Source organism: Halorubrum depositum (genome assembly GCF_007671725.1).
Classification (GTDB): Archaea; Halobacteriota; Halobacteria; order Halobacteriales; family Haloferacaceae; genus Halorubrum; species Halorubrum depositum.
In genome coordinates this window covers 1,297,494-1,317,931 of sequence record NZ_VCNM01000001.1, presented here as the reverse complement: position 1 = coordinate 1,317,931, position 20,438 = coordinate 1,297,494, and the positions used below count along the sequence as shown (strand labels likewise).

20 protein-coding genes and 1 tRNA gene are annotated in these 20,438 nt (G+C 69.8%); 10 read left to right on the top strand and 11 right to left on the bottom strand.

Annotated elements, in window-relative coordinates:
* Positions 1 to 37: 37 nt before the first annotated feature.
* The gene (locus FGM06_RS06800; protein WP_144798351.1) at positions 38 to 304 is read right to left on the bottom strand and encodes a glutaredoxin family protein; all 267 of its coding nucleotides are present in this window, start codon (positions 302 to 304) and stop codon (positions 38 to 40) included.
* A 125-nt stretch (positions 305 to 429) separates the two neighbouring features.
* Positions 430 to 1,611: a CBS domain-containing protein gene (locus tag FGM06_RS06795; protein WP_144798350.1), complete on the bottom strand. Its 1,182-nt coding sequence runs from the start codon at positions 1,609 to 1,611 to the stop codon at positions 430 to 432.
* Between the two features lie 194 nt (positions 1,612 to 1,805).
* Here FGM06_RS06795 and FGM06_RS06790 point away from each other — a divergent pair, with 194 nt between their 5' ends.
* Positions 1,806 to 2,216, top strand: a complete 411-nt coding sequence (locus tag FGM06_RS06790; protein ID WP_144798349.1) for a cupin domain-containing protein — start codon at positions 1,806 to 1,808, stop codon at positions 2,214 to 2,216.
* 24 nt (positions 2,217 to 2,240) lie between these two features.
* On the opposite strand, the gene FGM06_RS06785 is transcribed toward FGM06_RS06790, so the two are convergent.
* Positions 2,241 to 3,044 carry a M14 family metallopeptidase gene (locus tag FGM06_RS06785; RefSeq protein WP_144798348.1) on the bottom strand — a complete coding sequence of 268 codons (804 nt, stop codon included), beginning with the start codon at positions 3,042 to 3,044 and terminating at the stop codon, positions 2,241 to 2,243.
* Positions 3,045 to 3,113: 69 nt separating this feature from the next.
* Positions 3,114 to 3,668, bottom strand: coding sequence for a DUF309 domain-containing protein (locus FGM06_RS06780; protein ID WP_144798347.1), 555 nt, complete (start codon positions 3,666 to 3,668; stop codon positions 3,114 to 3,116).
* A gap of 129 nt (positions 3,669 to 3,797) precedes the next feature.
* Between FGM06_RS06780 and FGM06_RS06775 the strand changes: the two genes are divergently transcribed.
* Together FGM06_RS06775 and FGM06_RS06770 are read left to right on the top strand one after the other, a co-directional pair.
* Positions 3,798 to 4,715: an EamA family transporter gene (locus FGM06_RS06775; protein WP_144798346.1), complete on the top strand. Its 918-nt coding sequence runs from the start codon at positions 3,798 to 3,800 to the stop codon at positions 4,713 to 4,715.
* Positions 4,716 to 4,796: 81 nt separating this feature from the next.
* Positions 4,797 to 4,880, top strand: a tRNA-Leu gene (locus tag FGM06_RS06770).
* Positions 4,881 to 5,088: 208 nt separating this feature from the next.
* On the opposite strand, the gene FGM06_RS16005 is transcribed toward FGM06_RS06770, so the two are convergent.
* The gene (locus tag FGM06_RS16005) at positions 5,089 to 5,523 is read right to left on the bottom strand and encodes a hypothetical protein (RefSeq protein ID WP_186310983.1); all 435 of its coding nucleotides are present in this window, start codon (positions 5,521 to 5,523) and stop codon (positions 5,089 to 5,091) included.
* 116 nt (positions 5,524 to 5,639) lie between these two features.
* Here FGM06_RS16005 and FGM06_RS06760 point away from each other — a divergent pair, with 116 nt between their 5' ends.
* The 5 genes from FGM06_RS06760 (at position 5,640) to FGM06_RS06740 (ending at position 11,709) form a co-directional block, all read left to right on the top strand.
* Entirely contained in the window at positions 5,640 to 6,911 is a 1,272-nt protein-coding gene (locus FGM06_RS06760; RefSeq protein ID WP_144798345.1) for an outer membrane protein assembly factor BamB family protein, read from the top strand.
* A gap of 134 nt (positions 6,912 to 7,045) precedes the next feature.
* The gene (locus FGM06_RS06755) at positions 7,046 to 8,701 is read left to right on the top strand and encodes a CTP synthase (protein ID WP_144798344.1); all 1,656 of its coding nucleotides are present in this window, start codon (positions 7,046 to 7,048) and stop codon (positions 8,699 to 8,701) included.
* Positions 8,702 to 9,619 carry a glutamine-hydrolyzing GMP synthase gene (gene guaA, locus FGM06_RS06750; protein ID WP_144798343.1) on the top strand — a complete coding sequence of 306 codons (918 nt, stop codon included), beginning with the start codon at positions 8,702 to 8,704 and terminating at the stop codon, positions 9,617 to 9,619.
* Entirely contained in the window at positions 9,619 to 10,005 is a 387-nt protein-coding gene (locus FGM06_RS06745; RefSeq protein WP_144798342.1) for a DUF7126 family protein, read from the top strand. The genes guaA and FGM06_RS06745 overlap by 1 nt, the downstream gene beginning before the upstream one ends.
* A 396-nt stretch (positions 10,006 to 10,401) precedes the next feature.
* Positions 10,402 to 11,709: an acetamidase/formamidase family protein gene (locus FGM06_RS06740; RefSeq protein ID WP_144798341.1), complete on the top strand. Its 1,308-nt coding sequence runs from the start codon at positions 10,402 to 10,404 to the stop codon at positions 11,707 to 11,709.
* Positions 11,710 to 11,719: 10 nt separating this feature from the next.
* Here the strand turns inward: FGM06_RS06740 and rdfA are convergent, their stop codons facing one another.
* On the bottom strand, positions 11,720 to 12,367 hold the full coding sequence (gene rdfA, locus FGM06_RS06735; protein ID WP_144798340.1) for a rod-determining factor RdfA: 648 nt from the start codon (positions 12,365 to 12,367) through the stop codon (positions 11,720 to 11,722).
* A gap of 150 nt (positions 12,368 to 12,517) precedes the next feature.
* Between rdfA and lhgO the strand changes: the two genes are divergently transcribed.
* Positions 12,518 to 13,726: an L-2-hydroxyglutarate oxidase gene (gene lhgO, locus FGM06_RS06730; protein WP_144798339.1), complete on the top strand. Its 1,209-nt coding sequence runs from the start codon at positions 12,518 to 12,520 to the stop codon at positions 13,724 to 13,726.
* A gap of 214 nt (positions 13,727 to 13,940) precedes the next feature.
* A complete protein-coding gene (locus FGM06_RS06725) occupies positions 13,941 to 15,413 on the top strand; it encodes an acetyl-CoA hydrolase/transferase C-terminal domain-containing protein (protein WP_144798338.1) in 1,473 nt (490 codons plus the stop codon).
* A 36-nt stretch (positions 15,414 to 15,449) separates the two neighbouring features.
* On the opposite strand, the gene FGM06_RS06720 is transcribed toward FGM06_RS06725, so the two are convergent.
* The 5 genes from FGM06_RS06720 to FGM06_RS06700 form a co-directional block, all read right to left on the bottom strand.
* On the bottom strand, positions 15,450 to 15,683 hold the full coding sequence (locus tag FGM06_RS06720; RefSeq protein WP_144798337.1) for a hypothetical protein: 234 nt from the start codon (positions 15,681 to 15,683) through the stop codon (positions 15,450 to 15,452).
* Positions 15,680 to 17,671, bottom strand: coding sequence for a TRAP transporter permease (locus tag FGM06_RS06715; protein ID WP_144798336.1), 1,992 nt, complete (start codon positions 17,669 to 17,671; stop codon positions 15,680 to 15,682). Before FGM06_RS06715 ends, FGM06_RS06720 begins: the two co-directional genes overlap by 4 nt.
* Positions 17,672 to 17,826: 155 nt before the next feature.
* Positions 17,827 to 18,960 (bottom strand): TAXI family TRAP transporter solute-binding subunit, encoded by a 1,134-nt coding sequence (locus FGM06_RS06710; protein ID WP_144798335.1) that lies wholly within the window; start codon positions 18,958 to 18,960, stop codon positions 17,827 to 17,829.
* Between the two features lie 111 nt (positions 18,961 to 19,071).
* Complete coding sequence (locus FGM06_RS06705) at positions 19,072 to 19,500, bottom strand: universal stress protein (RefSeq protein WP_144798334.1); 429 nt, start codon at positions 19,498 to 19,500, stop codon at positions 19,072 to 19,074.
* Positions 19,501 to 19,606: 106 nt separating this feature from the next.
* Positions 19,607 to 20,428, bottom strand: coding sequence for a fumarylacetoacetate hydrolase family protein (locus tag FGM06_RS06700; protein ID WP_144798333.1), 822 nt, complete (start codon positions 20,426 to 20,428; stop codon positions 19,607 to 19,609).
* Positions 20,429 to 20,438: the final 10 nt, after the last annotated feature.

Sequence of the window (20,438 nt, the reverse complement as noted above, 5' to 3'; positions counted from 1 at the left end):
GGGTCTCGGTCGGTCGCCGAACCGATTTTTCTCCCTCTCAGGACGCCGCGAGCAGCTTCAGCCGCAGCTCGCGCTCGTCGACCTCGTACTTGAACGCCGGGTGCCCGTCGATCAGCACGTAGGGGACGCGCTCGCCGTACTCGTCCGCGAGCGCGGGGTCCTCGTCGACGTCGACCATCTCGAGGTCGATCGCCACGTCGAGCCCCGCGGCGGTCTCCTCGATCGTCTCCCGTGCGGCGTCACAGAGGGTGCACTCCTCGCGAGTGTACACCGTGACGGGGACTGCGGAGTCCGAATCGCTCATGGGCGTCGGTAGGGCCGTCGACGCCGAGTCGCTTTCGGTCGACGGTCGACGACCGGCGATCGCCCCCAGTCTCCCGATCGACGCCCGCTCCCGAGCCGCCGGACGCGACGCGGGCTCGGTCCGTCTCAGAACACGTCGGGGTCGTCGCCGATCTGTCGCCGCCCGCTGATGATGCTCGGGGTGCCGCCCGTCTGGATGATGTTGAACGCGGTCATCAGGTCCGATCGGGAGATGATCCCGACGAGTCGCTCCTCGCGGTCGACGACGGGGAGGCGCCCGACGCCGTGCTCCTGCATCGTCTGGAGCGCGGTCATCGCGTCCGTCTCCGGGCCGACCGCGACCACGTTCGTCGCCATCACGTCGCCGACGGTGTACGCGTCGCGCTCCACCTCGCGGACCGACCGCGCGTCCTCTAAGGTCACCATCCCGACGAGGTCGTCGCCGCGGAGCACGGGGTAACCCGTGTGCCGCTCCTCGAACATCCGGCTCATCAGCTCGGCGACGGAGGTGTCCTCCGCCACGGTGTGGAGTTCCTCGCGCCCGGTCATCACGTCGCCGACGGTCACGTCCTCGAAGGCGGCCTTCAGTGTCGTCTGCTGGGCCTCGCCGGAGGCGGCGATGTAGATGAAGAAGGCGAGGACGATCAACAGCAGCTGGAAGTTGAGCAGCCCGATGATCCCCATGACGAACGCGAACGCCTTCCCGACCGCGGCGGCGCGCTGGGTCGCCTGCGCGTGCGGCTGGTTCCGTGCCAACAGCGCCCGGAGGACGCGCCCCCCGTCCATCGGGAACGCGGGGAGCATGTTGAAGACGGCGAGCACCACGTTCAGCAGCGCGAGGTAGCCGAAGACGAAGAGGACGGCGTTCGACCCGGCCGGCGCCAGGACGAACACGGCGTAACAGCCGACGCCGACCGCGACGCTGACGATCGGGCCCGCCACCGCGATCCAGAACTCGTGTTTCCAGTCCTCCGGGAACTCGGTGAAGCTGGCGAGCCCGCCGAGCAGCCACAGCGTGATCGACTCGATCTCGTAGCCGTATCGCATGGCGACGACCGAGTGGCCGAACTCGTGGAGGAGGACGCCCGCGAACAGCCCCAGCGCCGCCGACAGCCCGAGGATCCACGGCGTGAGCCCGCCGGCGAGCGCGGCGGGGTCGATGCCGGCGCCGAGCGCCTCGTTCATCACGTCTGCGATCATCTCGACCTGCGACCCGATGAGGTAGGCGAACAGCGGCAACACGATCAGGAACGTCCAGTTGAGCCTGACCGGGATCCCGAGCACGGTCCCGATTTTGAGTCCTCGCATGTCATCGAGTTAGTCGGGTGGGCGGTTAAACGTCCGGGGGTGGCGACGAGAATGCGTGACAGCGGCTTCGAGGCCGGAGCGCGACGGCTTCGGGATCGGCGGGCGACGGCTCCGAGGCGTGCGGCGATCTCCGGAAATCGCGACGCCGACTCGCTCGCCGTCGCTTATAACCGCCCCGCCGCCGATCGGTCGGTATGGACGACGCCACCAACGCCACCACCGACGACGCGGCCGCAGCCGCGTCGGACGCGGTCGTGAAGCGCGGCGACGAGATCGGTTACGAGGCGGTCGACGCCGCCGACGGGCTCCGGAAGGGCGTGCTCCTCGACGCGTCGGACGGCGCCCCGAACTTCGCGATGCGGCGGTTCGAGCTCGCGCCCGGCGCCGCGGTCCCCCGCCACACGAACGCGGTCGAACACGAGCAGTACGTGCTCGCCGGCGAGTACGTGGTGGGGATCGGCGAGACGGAGCACGTCGTCTCCCCTGGCGACGCGCTCCTCATCCCGGCGGGCGTCGAGCACTGGTACCGGAACGACGGCGACGAGCCGGGCGCGTTCATCTGCGCGGTGCCGAACGGCGACGACGAGATCGAACTCGTCGAGTAGGCTCTCCCGCCCGCACGCCCGCGGTCACTCGATCGTTCCGACTCGGTCGGCGACGTAGCCGAACTGGTCGCGGTAGCCGTACGGCGAGAGCAACACGGGGTAGAACGGCTCGTCGGCGCGGAGCTGCTCGTCGCCGGCGGCCGCGAAGGCCTCGCCGACCTCGACGCGCTCGAAGTTGCGCGCGAACACCTCGTACTCCTCGGCCTCCGGCTTCGGGATCCGGTCGCGGAGCCGGAACACCTCGACGTCGTCGCGGCCGCCCGCGTCGACGACGTCGTCGGCTCCCGGCGCCGGGAGCGCGCCGGTGGCGGCCAGGAACGCCCGCGTCAGCCAGTAGGCGTTGTCGGCGGCCCCGTCCGAGCCCTGCAGGCCGGCCTCCACCTCGAGCGTGTGCGGGTGCTCGATGAGCCGGCCCTCGGTGAACGCGTCCGTCTCGATGACGACGTCGACCGGGAGGTGGGGGGCGACCGCGCGGGTGACCTCGTCCATCGAGTCGATCACCGCGAACGGCTCGGCCGACGACTGCGTCGAGTGGATCGCGAGGGTGGTACACCCCTCGACCTCGGCCGCCAGCTCGGCGGCCAGCCGCTCCTCGTGGGCGTCCGAGTCCGGGTCGCCCGGGAACGCCCGGTTGAGGTCGGCGTCGAGGTAGCGCACCCCGGCGTCGAGCGCCGCCTCGTTGGCGACGATCAGCCGCACGGGGCGCTCGACGTCGAGGTCGCTGTCGCGGAGCCGTCGGATCGCTCGGGCGCCGCAGGGCTCGTCGCCGTGGATCGCGCCGACGACCGCGACCTCGGGCTTGCCCTCGCCCAGTTCGTACACGTCCATATCCGCACGAGGCGCTCGGCGGATAAGTCGCGTTCGGATCGGCGCGGTCGCCCGCGCCGCACGGACCGCTCAGTGCGCCTCGTCGATCCGCTCGGCGTACTCGTAGTCGGCCGGATACGCCTCCGGGCGGGCGTCGTCCAGCGGGATCTTCCACCCGTCGATCGCGGCCGGATCGCCGAGCGCGTCTCGGAGCGTCGCGCGCACCTCGGCGACGTCGACGCCGTAGAAGTCGTCCGGGACGCCCCGGAGGTACTCCAGCGCGGTCTCGAACAGCGACCGCATCCCGTCGTCGCTCTCGAAGTCGACGCGCTTGTACGCGCCCGCCGCGACCTGCACCATCCCGTGGAGATAGGCGCTCTCCGTGGTCCCGCTCCCGTAGTTGTACCACTCGTCCTCGAAGCAGTCGTGCGACTCGTGGTACGCGCCGGCGTTGAACAGCCGGACTCCGTGTTCGGTCGCCCGGCGCAGCGTGGCGTGCTCCCAGTGGCCGCCGGCGAGCCGGGCGTCGTCGGGGGCGGCGTCCGCGTCGCCAGCGGCCGAGTCGCCCTCCCCGTCGGCCGCGTGCCACCCGGTCGGGTCCCCGAGCGGCGGGGCGACGCCGGGGTCACGGGTGTGCTCGTCCATGCGGACGCCTCTCGGGCCCAGCGACCTAACCGTTTCGCGGCTCGTCCCCGTCGGCCGTCGCCAGGTCCGCTCGCGCGACGCGGTCGGGAATCGAACGCTTCTTTCCCCGACCGGGAGTCGGGTCGATCGATGGAACTCGGTCTCCTCTCCGCGCTCGGGGCCGCGGTCGTCTGGGGGGCGTACATCTTCGTGCTCAAGCGCTCCTTTTCGGGCTATCCGCCCGCGGGACTCACGGTGCTGATCAACGCGTCGGCGATCGCGTGGTTCCTCCCCGTGACCGTCGCGACGAACGACCTCGGCGGGGCGGCACTCGCGGCCGATCCGCTCGGCGCGCCCGGGACGCTCGCGCGGTCGCTGGCGGCGGTCGACCCCGCGGCGGTCGCCGTCGTCGCCGGCACCGCGGCTGCGACCGCGGCCGCGTTCGTGCTCTTCCTCCGGGCGATCGCTCACGGCGACGTCTCCTACGTGACCCCGATCAACAAGGTCGTCCCGATGTTCGTGCTCCCCCTTGAGGTGCTGTTGCTCGGCGAGGTGCTCGCGCCGATACAGGTGGCCGGCGTCGTCGTCGCCACCGCGGCGGTGTACGTCGCGAACTACGAGCCGGGGAGCCTGCTCGCGCCCTTGGTCGGCGCCGTCCACTCCCGGCCCGCTCAGCTCGCCTTGGTGAGCGCGGCGTGTTACGCCCTCGCCGATCTCGGGAAGCGCGTGGCCCTCCAGGAGCTCGCGATCCCCGGGACGCTGTGGGTGCCGCTGCTCCTCGCGGGGGCCGGGCTCGTGCTGCTTCCGAGCGCGCTCCGCACTCCGCCGACGGTCAGCCGCCGCGACGCGCCGAAGTTCGTCGCGGCCGGCGCGCTCGTCGCGCTCGGCGAGCACCTCACCACCGTCGCCTTCGCGTCGCTCCCCGCGAGCGTCGCCTCGCCGGTGATCAACACGCAGGCGATTATCGCCGTCGTGCTCGGCGGAATCGTCCTCGGCGAGCGCTACTTCCGCGTCCGCCTCGTCGCCGCCGCCCTCGCCGTCGTCGGCGTGTCGATGATCGCGCTGTGAGGCGATCCACGGGACCGAGCCCGGCTCGGCCGCACCTAACCGACGAAATAAAGAGGAGCGACGCTGAATCGTCGAGTGCGTGCGAGGGTAGCCAAGCCCGGAAACGGCGGCGGACTCAAGATCCGCTCCTGTAGAGGTCCGTGGGTTCAAATCCCTCCCCTCGCATGAGCGCGTCCACAACGCGCGAATGCACAAGGGGGGAGGATTTGAATCAGGGAGCGCCTCTGGCGCGACCGTGGTTCAAATCCCTCCCCTCGCATCGCCGGGGTCCACCCCCGTGATGCGGAAGACGCTCTCGGAGCGCTCTTCCCTCGCAAAATTTCATACTCAACCCGACGAGCCGCGGGAAGGTCAGTTCGTCGTTTTATGTCCTTTACGCACCGGTTTGCCGACGATCCGCCAGCGCGAGCCCAGCGAAGGTGACGACGGCTAGGTGGACGCCGACGCCGGCGCTGCTCCCGAGACCGGCGACCGCGTTCGTGAGGACGCGACTCGGGTCGAGCACGAGCAGCACCGCGGCGCTCGCGACGAGGTACGCGACCGCGGCGAGGACCCCCGTCGCCAGCACGATCGCCGCGTCGCGGTCGGTCGACTCGCGACGAGCGCCGACGGCGACGGCGACCCCGAACAGGAGGCCGTAGATCAGAAGGAACGAGACGAACCGCCCGCCGAGCGCGTACAGCGCGACGCTCTCAGGCGACGGCGTCGGTATCGACGACCCGACGAGCAGGGGCGGGAGGCGACGCGTCACGGCGACCGCGGCCGCCGCGACGGCGGCGACCGCGGGAGGGAGCGGAGACCAGTTCATACCGGGCGTGCGGTGCGGCCGCGAGCAACGAGTGCTTTTCGCTCCGGGCGGCCCCCCTCCCACCGCCGCGCTCCCGAGCGGCATGGCTTTTTACCCTCACCCGCGAACCGGGATCCATGACCGAACGGACGCGTCGCGACTGGCTCCGCGTCGCCGGCGGCGTCGGCGTCGCGGGACTGGCTGGCTGTAGCGCGCTCGGCGGCGACCCGTCGGACGACGGCGACGACGGGGAGTCCGACTTCGAGGGCGCCGACCTCCCGCTGGACCTCGACGGCCGAGCGCAGTCGCCCGAGGGGCTCACCTCGCAGTTCCGACAGGGGCTCCGGAACCACGGCCACATCGACGCGACGATTCCCGAGACCGTCGACGTGGAGTGGGCCGTGCCGGCGAACCGCGGCGACCACACGGCCTCGAAGGGGAGCCCGATGCTCGCGCCGTCGGGCGACGTTCTCGTCGCCGACGACACGGGCCGCATTCAGTCGATCGCGACCGACGGGGAGCCGAACTGGTCGACCTCGATCTCCGACGACGACCGCGGGAGCCACGGCACCCCCGCGATCGCGGACGGGACGGCGTACGTGGGGACCTACGACGGCGTCGTCTCCGCGGTCTCGGTCGCGGACGGGGAGATCCTGTGGCAGACCGACGTCGGCGACGCGGCCGCCGCCAGCCCGACCTACCACGAGGGGCGGCTGTACGTCGCCGTCGAGTACGCGACCCCGAGCGGGACCGTCGTCGTCATGGACGCCGAGAGCGGCGACGTGGAGTGGCGCGACGACCGGCCGACCGACCACCCGCACTCGACGGTCGCCGTCGACCTGGAGCGCGACCGCTTCCTGTTCGGCTCCAACGATGGCAACGTCTACGCGTGGTCGTTCTCCGACCGCGAGCGCGCGTGGACGTACGACACCGGCGGCGACGTGAAGGCGCCGATCGCTGTCAGCCGCGGAATCGCGGTGGTCCCGTCGTGGGCCGAGACGGTCACCGCCGTCGACGTCGCCGACGGCACGGGGCTCTGGGAGTTCGAGACCGACGACATGGTCATGTGCGCGCCCGCGGTCCACGACGGGACCGCCTACGTCGGGAGCCACGACGGCAACGTGTACGCCATTGACCTCGCGACCGGCGAAGAGGAGTGGTCCACCCCGGTGAACGGCTGGGTGACGGGCAGCGTGACCGCGACGAACGAGCACGTGCTCGCCGGCTCGTACGACGCGCACCTCTACGCGCTCGACCGCGCCGACGGCTCGGTGACGTGGGCGGTCGAGGGGCGCGGCGACGTGACGAGCGCCCCATATGTCACCGACGACGCGATATACTACGCCGAGCGCGCTCCGGAGGGCTCCGACGAGGCCGGGATGTGCTACAAGCTCGCCGCGCCGGAGTAGCGCGGTCGGTGCCCCGTCTCGGCTTCGCGGCCGATTTCCGGCAGCGACCGTCGGTGCGCCGCGACAACGTAACGAACGCCCACCCGAAACGGAGGGTCCGAAACGGTTTTGCCGGCCCCTGACGGACGGTCGATATGCCAACGGATCCCGACACAGGGTACGACCCGTCATTGGGTCGGAAGTTCGTGTTCGTCACCGGCGGCGTCATGTCCGGGCTGGGGAAGGGGATCACCGCCGCCAGCACCGGGCGGCTCCTCGCGAACGCGGGCTTCGACGTCACCGCGGTGAAGGTGGACCCCTATCTCAACGTCGACGCCGGGACGATGAACCCGTACGAGCACGGCGAGGTGTACGTGTTGAAGGACGGGGGCGAGGTCGACCTCGACTTGGGCAACTACGAGCGCTTCCTCGGCACCGACATGACGTTCGACCACAACGTCACCACGGGGAAGACGTACCAGCACGTCATCGAGCGGGAGCGCGCCGGCGACTACCTCGGGAAGACCGTCCAGATCATCCCGCACGTCACCGACGACATCAAGCGTCGCATCCGGGAGGCCGCCGAAGGGTCCGACGTCTGCCTCGTCGAGATCGGCGGGACGGTCGGCGACATCGAGTCGATGCCGTTCCTGGAGGCGCTCCGCCAGTTCGCCCACGAGGAGGACGACGAGGACATCCTCTTTACCCACGTCACGCTCGTCCCCTACTCGAAGAACGGCGAGCAGAAGACGAAGCCGACCCAGCACTCGGTGAAGGAGCTGCGCTCGATCGGGCTCCAGCCGGACATCTTGGTCGGGCGCTCCGAGGACCGGCTTGACCCGGAGACGAAAGAGAAGATCGCCTTATTCTGCGACGTCCCCACGGACGCCGTCTTCTCGAACCCCGACGTCGAGGACATCTACCACGTCCCGTTGATGGTGGAAGACGAGGGGTTAGACGAACACGTGATGGAGCGGCTCGGGCTCGCCGAGGAGGCGCTCCCGAAGGCCGAGCGCTCGACGGAGTGGCGCGAGCTAGTCACCCGCGACCGCGACCGCGAGCTCGACGTCGCGCTCGTCGGGAAGTACGCCCTCGAAGACGCGTACATGTCGATCCACGAGGCGCTGAAACACGCCGGGATCCAGACCGGGACCGAGGTGAACGTGCTGTGGGTCGACGCCGACGAGACCACCGAGCGCCATGAGGAGCGGCTGGCGTCGGCGGACGCGGTCGTCGTCCCCGGCGGATTCGGCTCCCGCGGCACCGACGGGAAGATCGAGGCAGTCCGGTACGCCCGCGAGAACGGCGTCCCCTTCCTCGGGCTCTGTCTCGGCTTCCAGATGGCGGTCGTCGAACACGCCCGTAACGTCCTCGGGCTGGCGGGCGCCCACTCCGCCGAGATCGACCCCGACACCCCCCACCCCGTCATCGATCTGCTCCCCGAGCAGTACGAGACGGAGGACATGGGCGGGACGATGCGGCTCGGCGCCCACGAGACCGACATCGAGCCCGGCACGCTCGCGGCGCGGGTGTACGGCGCCGACTCCTGTACGGAGCGCCACCGCCACCGCTACGAGGTGAACCCCGAGTACATCGACCGGTTGGAGGCCGACGGGCTGACGTTCTCCGGCAAGGCTGACAACCGGATGGAGATCTTGGAGCGCCCGGACCACCCGTTCTTCTTCGGGACGCAGGCACACCCCGAGTTCCGGTCGCGGCCGGACCGCGCGAGCCCGCCGTTCGTCGCCCTCGTCGAGGCGGCGCTGGGATCGACGGACACAACCGAGCGGAACGCGGACGTGAGGCTATAGATGGTCGAGACGGAGGCATTCATCGACGAGGCGATTACGGAGATCCGGGAGGCGATCGGCGACGCGAACGCCGTGATCGCGCTCTCCGGCGGGGTCGACTCCTCGGTCGCGGCGACGCTCGCGTACGAGGCGGTCGGCGACCAGCTCACCCCCGTCTACGTCGACACGGGGCTGATGCGGAAAGGGGAGACCGAGGAGATCCGAGACACCTTCTCGTTCATGGAGTCGCTGCGGGTGATCGAGGCCCAGGACCGCTTCTTCGAGCGGCTGGCGGGCGTCACCGACCCCGAGGAGAAGCGCCACGTCATCGGCGAGGGGTTCATCGACGAGTTCGAGACGGTCGCCCGCGACGTCGACGCCGACTACCTCGTGCAGGGGACGATCTACCCGGACCGCATCGAGTCCGAGGGGAACATCAAGTCGCACCACAACGTCGGCGGGCTCCCCGAGGTCGTCGACTTCGAGGGGATCGTCGAGCCCGTGCGCGACCTCTACAAGGACGAGGTCCGCGAGGTCGCCCGCGAGCTCGGCCTCGAAGAGATCATCTCCGAGCGCATGCCGTTCCCCGGCCCGGGCCTCGCCGTCCGGATCGTCGGCGAGGTGACGCCGGAGAAGGCCGCCGTCGCCCGCGAGGCGACCCACGTCGTCGAGGAGGAGCTGGAGGAGTACGACCCGTGGCAGGCGTTCGCCGCCGTCCTCGGAAAGGCGACCGGCGTCAAGGGCGACAACCGCGTCCACGGCTGGGTCGTCGCCGTGCGCTCGGTCGAGAGCCGCGACGGGATGACCGCCCGGGCGCAGGAGCTCGACTGGAGCACGCTCCAGCGGATCCAGAGCCGGATCACCGGCGAGAACGAGAACGTCGCCCGCGTCGTCTACGACGTGACCCACAAGCCGCCCGCGACGATCGAGTACGAGTGATGGCGGGCGAATCCGCTCGCCCCGACGGCGGTCGCGCCGAGGGCGAAATCGCCGTCGTCGCCGGCCCCGACGAGCACGGCCTCGGCGAGGAGCTCGCCGCCCTCGGCGTCGAGGTCCGCCGGATCGAGGGGCTCGTCACCGCCGACGCGCTCTCCGACGCCGGGATCGCCGACGCCGACTACTTCGTCCTCACCGACGTCGAGGAGGCGACCGGCATCCCGATCGCCAAGGAGCTGCAGCCGTCCGTCCTCGTCGTGACGTACGCCGAGCGGTCGCTGCCGGCGTTCGTCGCGACCGTCGCCGACCTCGCTGTCGACCCGGCCCTGATGGACGCCGCGACCGTCGCCGAGGAGCTGGTCGACGGCGCCGCCGACCGCGCGGCGTAGTCGGGCCATCACGCAGACCCCGACGCCGATATTCGTAAGACATTCGAGTATTCTTCGAATTGTACCATTGTTCGAAATCGAAAGCTCAGCCGTCATCTCGGTTTCGGTGAGAACGCCGCTTCTGCCAGGCCGTGGCCCGCGTACGCTCGTGTCTCCGACTCACACCGGTCATCGTCGATCTCGCCGAAAATAGCGCTCCGAAACCCATTTTAACCGCGTCGAGCGGGCGGTACGGCTCAGATTCTCGTTCGGATCCCGGGCCGCCGACGTTTTGTGTCTCGGAATGACTATTCTCCCGTTTGCTATCCGTTTTGAAACGTTCTCTCTCCGCGCGACCGCCGCCGCGGTTCCGCGAGCAGTAGCGTTATTTCGGTGTGTCACGTACCCTGGTGTGTTATGTCACAGCAAGAGATCGAAGAGGAGCTGTACGTCGACCAGTACACGCTCGGGCTGGTCGGTCCCGACCAGGAGTGGGCCGGGACCGTCGCCGACGGCGGGACGATACGGACGTACACGCCCCCCGGGTGTTGGGGACCGATGGTCACCCCCTCGTTCCGGGGCGGCCACGAGGTGACGCGCCCGATCCGCGTCGAGGGCGCCGAGGTCGGCGACGCCGTCGCGATCCGCATCCGCGACGTGGAGGTGACGAGCATGGCGACGAGCACGGGGTCGATGGCCGAGCGCGAGGAGGCGTTCCGCGACGACCCGTTCGTCGACCACCGCTGCCCGGAGTGCGGGACGACCTGGCCCGACTCGGTCGTCGAGGGCACCGGCGAGGACGCGATCCGCTGTGCCGACTGCGGCGCCAACGCCTCCTCGTTCGGCTTCGAGTACGGCTACACCGTCGCGTTCGACCACGAGAACGCGGTCGGCGTCACGCTCGATAAGGAGGGCGCCCACGAGCTCGCGACCGACGCCGACGAGGTGATGGACATCCCCGAGAACTCCCGGCAACACCCGATCCTGCTGTACGAGCCCGACGGGATGCCCGGCACGCTCGGTCGCCTCCGGCCCTTTATCGGCAACATCGGGACGACGCCGTCGGTGACGATGCCCGACTCCCACAACGCCGGCGACTTCGGGCAGAGCCTCATCGGGGCCGACCACGACTACGGGGTCGAGACCGAAGAAGACCTCGAGAAGCGCACCGACGGCCACATGGACATCCCCGAGGTCCGCCCGGGCGCCACGCTGATCTGCCCCGTCGACGTCGACGGCGCGGGGATCTACGTCGGCGACCTCCACGCGAACCAGGGGGACGGCGAGCTCTCCCTCCACACCACCGACGTGAGCGGCACCGTCACCATGGACGTCGAGGTGATCGAGGGGCTCGAACTCGACGGCCCCGTGCTGCTCCCGAACGAGGAGGACCTCCCCTTCATCAGCGCGCCGTACACCGAGGCGGAGCGCGAGGCCGGCCGCGAGCTCGGGGCCGAACACGGCGTCGAGACGGAGACGGAGATGGCGCCGATCCAGGTGGTCGGCTCCGGCGCCACGGTCAACGACGCCACGCAGAACGCCTTCGACCGCGCGACGAAGCTCCTCGACATGAGCGAGGGCGAGGTCCGCGGGCGCTGCACGTTCACCGGCGGCGTCCAGATCGGGCGGCTCCCGGGCGTCGTCCAGCTCGACATGCTCGCGCCGCTTGACGTGCTGGAGGAGCGCGGCCTCGACGGGCTGGTCCGCGAGCAGTACGACCTGTAGCGCCGCCGAGCTACTCCTCCGGTTCCGGCGGCTCCACTTCCGCCGACTCCGACGCCTCGCAGTCGCACCCGCCCGACGAGAGCAGGTCGGCGACGCCGTACCGCGAGCCGCAGTCCGTACACAGCACGCTCACGTCGACCAGCACCCGGAACTCACCGAGCGTGAGCGCCGAGGTCTTCCGGAGCCCCCGGAGCTTCGACTCCGCGACCGAGACCAGCCGGCCGCGGAGCTTCCCGATCGCCCGGGCCGCGGTCGTCGCGCGGTCGCCGCCGTCGCGCTCGTACTCCGCGCCGCGGTGGTCCCGGAGGTAGCTCCGGACGGCCTGATACGTGACCACGTCGCAGTCGAGCGCGTCGACGTCGACGCCCTCGCGTTCGAGCCGGCGGCGGAGCTGCGTCCGGTCGGCTACGGCGACGTCGTCGCCCGTCAGCGACCGCACCACCGCGTCCAGCTCCCGCGCCGACAGCCGCACTCCGGTCTCGTCGAGTCGGGCCTCGACGAGCCTGCGGTTGAACTCGGCGGCGAGGTCGCGCAGGCTCGTGTGGTCGTCGCCGGTCGCCGTCCACCGCGCCTCCAGCTCGTCGCCGACGCCGTCCAGGTCGTACTCGTCGAGGAGGCGCGCCACCTTGTTCCGACGGCCGCCGTCCGTGTCGGTCATTCGTCGGTATCACGGGCGGGCAGCGACATAGGCGTTACCGTGGCCTCGACGGGTCGCGGCGGGACCGGTCGCGAACGGGGCCTCGAACCCGTTCCGGTATGCCCCGAACGGCACCTATATCCCACCGCCTCCGGATCCGTCGGACACCAAATGATGCGCCACGACGTCGCCATCGTCGGCGGCGGCTGCGTCGGGCTGTCGGTCGCCAAACACCTCGCCGAGCGCACCGACCTCGACGTCGCCGTCTTAGAGAAGGAGCACCACCTCGCCTCGCACCAGAGCGGCCGGAACTCCGGGGTGCTCCACCCCGGGTTCAACTACCCGCCGGACTCGAAGAAGGCGCGGTTCGCCACCGAGGGGACCGCCCGGATGAAGGCCTACTGCGAGGAGCACGACGTCCCCTGCGAGGAGCTGGGCGTCCTCGTCGTCGCGACGGACGACGAGGAGGAGGCGCGGCTCGACGACCTCGCCGAGCAGGCCGAGGCCAACGGCGTCGCCTACGAGCTGCTCGACTCCCGCGAGGCGATCCGCGCGCACGAGCCGCACGCCGAGGGACAGGCCGCGCTCCACGCTCCGGAGGCCGCCTCCGTCGACTCCGAGCAGTACGTCTACGCGCTCGCCCGCGAGGCCCGGGAGCTCGGGGTCACTATTTACACGGGCTACGAGGTCTCGCGGATCGAGGAGGCGGCCGAGGGGTACCGACTCGACACGAGTAACGGCCGGTTCGAGGTCCCGTACCTGGTCAACGCCGCGGGGCTCCACGCCGACACGCTGGCCCATCAGGTCGGCGTCGGCGAGGAGTACCAGGTGGTCCCGTTCCGCGGCGAGTACTACGAGGTGCGCCCCGAGCGCGCCGAGCTCTGCGAGACGATGATCTACCCGACGCCGAACCCGGAGCTCCCCTTCCTCGGCGTCCACTACACCCGCCGCACCGACGGCAAGGTGATCGTCGGCCCGAACGCGGTGCTCGCGTTCGGTCGCGAGGCGTACGACAACACCGACGTCGACCCCCGCGAGCTGCTCGAGACGCTCACCTACGGCGGCTTCCGGCGGCTGCTCTCCTCGCCGCTGATGCTCTCGGTCGCGTGGGCGGAGCTGAACAAGTCGTATCGCAAGGAGAAGTTCGCGGCGGCCTCCCAGAAGCTCGTGCCCGACGTGCGCGCCGAGGACTTACAGAAGAGCTACGCCGGGATCCGCGCGCAGCTCGTGAGCGACGACGGCGAGCTGGTGAAAGACCCGCTGTTCGTCGAACGCGAGGACGCCGTCCACGTCCTCAACGCCGTCTCCCCCGGGCTCACCTCCTCGCTACCGTTCGGGGAGCACATCGCGGAGCGGCTCGCAGCGAAGGTGACGGTTTAAGTCCCGGCCGTCCGACGTTGGGACCACCACTCGCCGGACGCCGCCGACGGAATCGTCGCTTCCGCGCGGCGCGTCCCGCTTTCAGGACCATGACACCCAACGCGTCTCCCCCGACTCGCGGCGGCCCCGCTCGGGCCGTCATCGACGGTCGCATCGCTCCTCACGAGCGTCCCGCCACTCGCGAACGCTTCACCCGCCCGGACCGAGGCGACCGATGAGCCGCGGACCCGACCGACTGCCGGTCGAGCGCCGGCTCCACGGCGACGTCCCGCTCGTCGACGCGGAGACGGCGGCCGCCGCGATCGACGCCGACGCGACGGTGCTCACGAGCGGCTTCGGCAGCGTCGGCTACCCGAAGGCGATCCCGCTCGCGCTGGCGGAGTCGCCCCGCGACCTGTCGCTCACGCTGGTCGCCAGCGGGAAGGTCGGCGACGAGATCGACGTCGATCTCGTCGGCTCCGGGGCCGTCGAGCGCCGGTTCTCCTACCAGTCGTCGCGGGTCGCCCGCGAGAAGACCGACGCCCGCGAGATCGCCTTCAGCGACCGCAACGCCTCCTCGATCGGCGACGAGGTCCAGTACGGCGGGCTCGTCGACCCCGACGTCGCCGTCGTCGAGGCGGTCGCGGTCGGCGAGGACTGGTTCGTTCCCTCCACGTCGCTCGGGCAGGTGCCCGCCTTCGTCGAGGCCGCCGACGAGCTGTACGTCGAATTAAACCGCCACCAGCCGCTCGAACTGCAGGCGCTCCACGACGTGTACCGACCGGACGCGCCGCCGGACCGCGGACCGATCCCCCTCTCCGACCCCGGAGAGCGAATCGGCACCCCACACGTCGAGTTCGACCCCGAGAAGCTCGCGGGCGTCGTCGAGACGGAGATCCCCGACTCGACGTACACCTTCCGGGACCCGACCGACGACGACCTCGCGATCGCCGCCAACCTCGGCTCGTTCCTCCGCGAGGAGCTGGAGCGGTCCCCCGTCTTCGACGACGCGGTCCACCTCCAGTTCGGCGTCGGCTCGCTCGGCAACGCCCTGATGGGCGAGCTCCAGGCGCTCGACTTCGGCGACCGCGAGGTGGTGTACTTCGGCGAGCTCATCCAGGACGGCCTCTTCGACATGCTCGACGCCGGCGGGCTGGAAGCCGCGAGCGCGACGTCGCTCGCGCTCACCGACGAGGGCCAACAGCGCCTCTTCGAGGACGTCGAGCGCTACGCCGAGGACGTGGTGCTCCGGCCGGCCGACGTCTCCAACCACCCGGGGCTCATCGACCAGTTCGGCGTGGTCGGCGTCAACAGCGCCATCGAGTTCGACCTCTACGGCAACGTCAACTCCACGCACGTCCGCGGCGAGCGCATGATAAACGGCGTCGGCGGCTCGGCCGACTTCAACCGGAACTCGCTGATCACGGTGTGTGCGCTCCCCTCCGCGCTCGACGACGGCGCGGTCTCGCGGGTCGTCCCGCAGACGTTCCACGTCGACCACACGGAACACGACGTCGACGTCTTCGTCACCGAGCAGGGCGTCGCCGACGTGCGCGGGCTCTCGCCGGTCGAGCGCGCGGAGCTGATAATCGAGCGCTGCGCGCACCCCGAATTCGCGCCCGAGCTGCGCTCGTACCTCGACGACGTCTGCGAGCGGGAGTACCACATCCCGCAGGACGTCGAGCGCGCGGCCGAGTGGTTCGAGTAAAAAAGCGTTCGGAGGGGCGCTACGTCGCGCGCCCGTTCACAGCAGTTCGAGGAAGATGAGCAGCCACCAGACGTAGCCGGCCGTGAGCGCGAGCGCGGTGAGCAGCTCGAGGGCGCCGACGTACTTCTCGCCGTGGGTCCGGCGGAACGCCTGCACCTTCTCGACCCGGTTCCACACCGGCATCAGCGGCTCCGGGATGATCTCCCCGAGACCGCCGGCCTGCTGTGCGGACTGCTCGGCGACCGCCTCGGGAGAGTCGTCGTCGCTCATTGGCTCGCCCCCCTGCCGAACGGCAGCTTGAGACCGCGGATCATCACCTTCTCGGCCACGAAGACGGCGGCGAAGACGGCGATCCCGGCGATCTTCGCGACGTCGCTCGGGTACGTCATGATGAGGACGCCGAGCGTCGCGAGCAGGGCCCGCGCGCCGAGCTTCCGTCCGGGGCGCATCTTGAACGGGTAGTTCAGCCCGTAGATGATCGTCACTGCGCCGAGCAGCACGAGCAGTCCGACGTACAGCGTGCCGAGTCCGGGTTCCATCGAGATCATGGCGGGGTTGTAGACGAACGCGACCGGGAGAACGAACAGCGGCGCGGCGATCCGGACCGCGGCGCCGCAGGTCCGCCAGAAGTTCGCCTCCGCGATCCCCGCCGCGATCACCGCCGCGGTCGCCACCGGCGGCGTGATCCCCGCGAGGATGGCCGCGTAGAACATCGTGTAGTGGGCCGTGATCGGCGCGACGTTGAAGTCCGAGACGAAGGTCGGCACGATGAGGATGGCCACGATGACGTACGCGGCGACCGTCGGCATGCCGACGCCCATCAGGATGGCGACGCCCATCCCGAGCAGCACCGCGAACAGCAGCACGCCGCCCGAGATGTTGATGAGCAGCAGCGCGATCTTCGCCGGGATGCCGGTCGTGCTGAACAGGTTCACGACGCCGCTGATGACGACCAGGATGATCGCGATCGGCGCCAGGATGATGGCGCCGCGCCGGATCCCGTGAACGGTGTTTTTCACCTGCGTGACGAACTCTCCGACCGGGCTGGTGCCCGAACTGTCCACGACCCGCTGGAGCGGCGGCATGAGCACCCCGGTGACCATCATCGCGACCACCGTGTACAGCGCGGACGTCATCACCGTGTACTGGACGATCCCGAGCAGGTAGATGAGCAGCGCGAACGGGACGCCGAAGCGGAGCGCCTCGAATATCTTCTTCTCCGTCGAGAGCTCTTCGTCGAAGAACTCGGAGAACTCCATGTCCTGGCTGCTGGAGTCGGCGATGGCGAGGTAGTGGACCGCGATGGAGATGGAGACGACCAGGATCGCGGCCGGCACGAGCCCGGCGACGACGATGTCGAGGTACGGGACGCCGAGGTACGACGCCATCACGAACGCGGACGCGCCCATCACTGGCGGGAGCACCTGCCCGGAGGTCGAGGCGACCGCCTCGATGCCGGCCGCGCGGTGGCCCTCCATCCCGGCCTCCTGCATCGTCGGGATGGTGAACGATCCCGTCATCGCCGCGTTAGCGGTGTATGAGCCGTTGATCGAGCCGATGACAGCCGAGGAGAGCACGGCGGTCTGAGCGATGCCGGACTCGATGTACTTCGCGGCCACGATGGCGACCCGCAGGATCAGGTCGAACGCGCCGTACGCGAACAGCAGGCCGGCGTACAGCAGGAACGGCGCGATCCACGAGGCCGTGATCTGCGTGAGGCTCCCGTAGAAGCCGTACAGGTCCGTGACCGTCGCCTGCAGCAGCGTCGCCTGTTGCATCCCCGCGTGCCCCAACACGCCCGGGACGTAGTTCCCGTACATCGCGTACGCGAACACGGCGAAGATGAGTCCGAGGAACACGTTGCCGAACTCGCGCCACGTGAGGTACATCAGCGAGAGGACGACGAGCCGCGCGAGCATGTACTCGTGCTCGAGCGCGTACCCCTGGCGCTGGAGGTAGACGTCCTGGAAGTTGATCGCGAAGAACGCCGACGCGGTCATCAGCGCCAGCGACGCGGGGATCAACACGGCGCCGTCGATCCAGTCTCCGTCGGCGATGGCGAGCCGCGTCTCGTTGAGCGCGTAGACGGTCAGGATACCGCCGACGAACGCGGTGGCGAACCGCACCTGCGAGATGGCCTGCGTCTGGGCCCAGTAGAGCACCCCCGCCCAGAACAGCAGCGCCGCCGCCGTGACCGTGACGTCGAGCCCCCGAAGCAGTCCGGAGTCGGGCTCCGTCGAGGCCGTTTCCGTGCTCATTGGTGCCAGCGTACGTTAGAGATGATATTCGTCCGCCCGGGCGTGGTGGGTCGTGTCATGGTTGGTGTCTGGATTGTCGATTACGTGTTCGAGGATTTTAAATTACTGATCGGTACGCCCCGGAGAGCGGGGAGGAAAGCCGGTTTACCCGCCGATCAGGCGCTGTCGCCTTCGGTCAGGCTGTCGTCCCACGCGTCGTTGTCCTTGTAGTACTGCACGGCGCCGCGGTGGACCGGGATGTTCTCGCGGGCCGAGCCGAGCATGTCCGCGGTGGATTCGAAGTCGTTGAACTGCTCTTCGCCCTCGTTGACCGTGTCGTTGTGCTCGTCGACGACGCGGCACAGCTCGTAGACGGCGTCCGGGTTCGCCTCGGGGTTGAACGTGTAGTTCACTTCGAGGTTCCAGTGGAACACCTCGTCGGTGCCGATGTCGGTGTCCGCGATGGGCCACTCGTCGTAGCTCGTGGTGCCGAACCCGGCGCCCGGGTACGACTCGGCGGACTCCCGAAGCGCGTCCGTCGGCTCGACGTAGTGGACGTCGATCCGGGAGGCGATCTCCTGAACGAACCCGGTGTACCGCACGCCGGGCGTCCCGTACGCGATGCAGGCGTCGATGTTGCCCTCCTCCATCGCGCCGGGCGCGGAGTCGACGCCCATGTTCTGGATGTTCATCTCCTCGTAGACGTCAGCCGTCGGCTCCTGCGACCAGACGTCGAGCGTCGTCGCACGCGTCGAGTAGCCCGGCTCCGCCGGGTAGACGTTCGCGCCGGCGAGGTCGTCGAACGTCTCGATCCCCGTGCCGTCGCGGGCGATGACGTAGATGCTGTACGGGAACGCGTAGAAGCCGTACTGCGGGATGCGCTCGACGCCCTGCTCCTCGAACGCGCCCCTGTCGTCGAGCGCCTTCGCCAGCGAGTTGTTGTCGGTGATGCCGGCGTTGAACTGGTTGTTCGCCATCCGGCGGATCGTCCCGATGTAGCCCGGGCTCTCGATCGTCGAGTAGCTCAGGGTGTCGCTCTCCTGGCTCACCGCGCGCTCGACGGCGAGGCCGACGTCCTGCGTCCCGCCGGCCGACGTCCCGACGCGCAGCGAGAGGTCCTCGCTGCCGCCGTCGGAACCGTCGGAACCGTCGGAACCGTCAGAGCCGTCGGAACCGTCGGAACCGTCGGAACCGTCAGAGCCGTCGGAACCGTCCCCACCGTCGCCGCCGCTACATCCGGCGAGTCCGGTGATGCCTACCGCGCCCGTGCCGTACAGGAACTTGCGTCGATTGACTGAGTTTTCTGCCATGCTCAACCGTGTAAAATCAGTCGATCATTAACAATGTATCTGTTTGTTTCAGTTTAAACGGGGAGAATATTCCCCGTCGTGACGACCGCCGAACACGTCGCGGCCGACGGGTTATTCGTCGAGGATGACCGTCACCGGTCGGTCGGCCGCGAGCAACACCGACTGGGTCGTGCTCCCGAACAGCATCTTGCCGGTCGGGCTCCGGCGGCGCCCGCTCATGGTGACGTTGTCGACGTCGAGTTCCTCGGCGACCTCGATGATCGTCTCGGCGGGGTCGCCGTGCTCGCGCCGCCTGGTCGTCTCGACGCCGGCCTCCGTCAGCCGGTCCTCGACGGCGTCGACGCTCTCCGGGTAGTTCTCCTCGTTCCACACGTCCTCGGAGTCGACGCGGCCTCCCTCGCCGCTGACCTCGAACCCCTCGTAGACGTTGAGTATCACCGCCTCGACCTCGTCGGCGGCGTTCGGCAGCGACGCGACGGCGTCCGCCGCGGCCAGTACGTGCTCGGCCTCCCCGCCGACGGGGAGCAGTACGCGGTACATACGGAAACCTAACCGAACAGCGGGTAATAAAGATGGCTGCCAGTGCCGGCCGACGACAACGGGCAGAGGCTCGGTCCGTCGCCGCCGCGGGTCGCGTCCGGCCCTCCTACCGCGTCACCGGCGCGTCGACCGTGCCGATCGACTCGACGACCGCCCGCACCTCGTCGCCGGGGTCGATGGGCGCCGCGCCGGGCGTTCCGGTGCTGAACAGGTCGCCCGGCTCCAGCGTCATCACGTCGGAGTGGAACGAGACGATCTCCGCCGGCGGGAACAGCATGTTCCGGATCTCGTTTTCCGCCCGGACCTCGCCGTTGACCTCGGTCCGCACCGAGAGCGACTCCAAGTCGAGCGGCTCCTCCGGCACCGCGAGCGCGGCGCCGGGCACGAGGAACGTGTCGTAGCTCTTCGCCCGCGTGAGGAAGCGCGGGTTCCGCTGGAGCACGTCCTCGGCCGTCATGTCGATCACGGGGAGGAACCCCGCGATCACGCCGTCCACGTCGCCCTCGTCGACGTTCCGGCAGGTTCGGCCCATCACGACGGCCAGCTCCGCCTCGGCGGTCACCCGCTCGCTCTGCTCGGTCGGCGGCAGCCGGATCGGGCCGCCCGGCCCCGTCAGGACCGACGACGGCTTCATGAAGCTCGCCGGCTCCGTCGGGCGCTGCTCGTCGAGGTCGCCGGCGTGCTCCTCGTAGTTCAGCCCGATCCCCCACAGCTTCCCGAACGATTCCAGCGGCGCGCCGAACGAGACGTCCTCGGCCGGGACGGCGTCGGCGGTCGCGTCGGCGACGTCGCCGAGCGTCCCCGCGGCCGCCCGGGGGAGCGCGTCGCGGACGCTCTCCAGGTCGGGCTCGACCGCGCCGAGGGGGACGTACCCCCTCTCGTCGCCGAGCAGGGGGTCGCCGGTCGCGGTGCGTGCGAGGTACTTCATCCGGAGACCG

Coding starts and splice junctions, on each gene's coding strand:
- FGM06_RS06700 (WP_144798333.1), bottom strand. CDS start 20,428: ATGAAGTACCTCGCACGCACCGCGACCGGCGACCCCCTGCTCGGCGAC.
- guaA (WP_144798343.1), top strand. CDS start 8,702: ATGGTCGAGACGGAGGCATTCATCGACGAGGCGATTACGGAGATCCGG.
- FGM06_RS06705 (WP_144798334.1), bottom strand. CDS start 19,500: ATGTACCGCGTACTGCTCCCCGTCGGCGGGGAGGCCGAGCACGTACTG.
- FGM06_RS06740 (WP_144798341.1), top strand. CDS start 10,402: ATGTCACAGCAAGAGATCGAAGAGGAGCTGTACGTCGACCAGTACACG.
- FGM06_RS06725 (WP_144798338.1), top strand. CDS start 13,941: ATGAGCCGCGGACCCGACCGACTGCCGGTCGAGCGCCGGCTCCACGGC.
- FGM06_RS06755 (WP_144798344.1), top strand. CDS start 7,046: ATGCCAACGGATCCCGACACAGGGTACGACCCGTCATTGGGTCGGAAG.
- lhgO (WP_144798339.1), top strand. CDS start 12,518: ATGATGCGCCACGACGTCGCCATCGTCGGCGGCGGCTGCGTCGGGCTG.
- FGM06_RS06745 (WP_144798342.1), top strand. CDS start 9,619: ATGGCGGGCGAATCCGCTCGCCCCGACGGCGGTCGCGCCGAGGGCGAA.
- FGM06_RS06715 (WP_144798336.1), bottom strand. CDS start 17,671: ATGAGCACGGAAACGGCCTCGACGGAGCCCGACTCCGGACTGCTTCGG.
- FGM06_RS06785 (WP_144798348.1), bottom strand. CDS start 3,044: ATGGACGTGTACGAACTGGGCGAGGGCAAGCCCGAGGTCGCGGTCGTC.
- FGM06_RS06795 (WP_144798350.1), bottom strand. CDS start 1,611: ATGCGAGGACTCAAAATCGGGACCGTGCTCGGGATCCCGGTCAGGCTC.
- FGM06_RS06760 (WP_144798345.1), top strand. CDS start 5,640: ATGACCGAACGGACGCGTCGCGACTGGCTCCGCGTCGCCGGCGGCGTC.
- rdfA (WP_144798340.1), bottom strand. CDS start 12,367: ATGACCGACACGGACGGCGGCCGTCGGAACAAGGTGGCGCGCCTCCTC.
- FGM06_RS06710 (WP_144798335.1), bottom strand. CDS start 18,960: ATGGCAGAAAACTCAGTCAATCGACGCAAGTTCCTGTACGGCACGGGC.
- FGM06_RS06790 (WP_144798349.1), top strand. CDS start 1,806: ATGGACGACGCCACCAACGCCACCACCGACGACGCGGCCGCAGCCGCG.
- FGM06_RS06780 (WP_144798347.1), bottom strand. CDS start 3,668: ATGGACGAGCACACCCGTGACCCCGGCGTCGCCCCGCCGCTCGGGGAC.
- FGM06_RS16005 (WP_186310983.1), bottom strand. CDS start 5,523: ATGAACTGGTCTCCGCTCCCTCCCGCGGTCGCCGCCGTCGCGGCGGCC.
- FGM06_RS06720 (WP_144798337.1), bottom strand. CDS start 15,683: ATGAGCGACGACGACTCTCCCGAGGCGGTCGCCGAGCAGTCCGCACAG.
- FGM06_RS06800 (WP_144798351.1), bottom strand. CDS start 304: ATGAGCGATTCGGACTCCGCAGTCCCCGTCACGGTGTACACTCGCGAG.
- FGM06_RS06775 (WP_144798346.1), top strand. CDS start 3,798: ATGGAACTCGGTCTCCTCTCCGCGCTCGGGGCCGCGGTCGTCTGGGGG.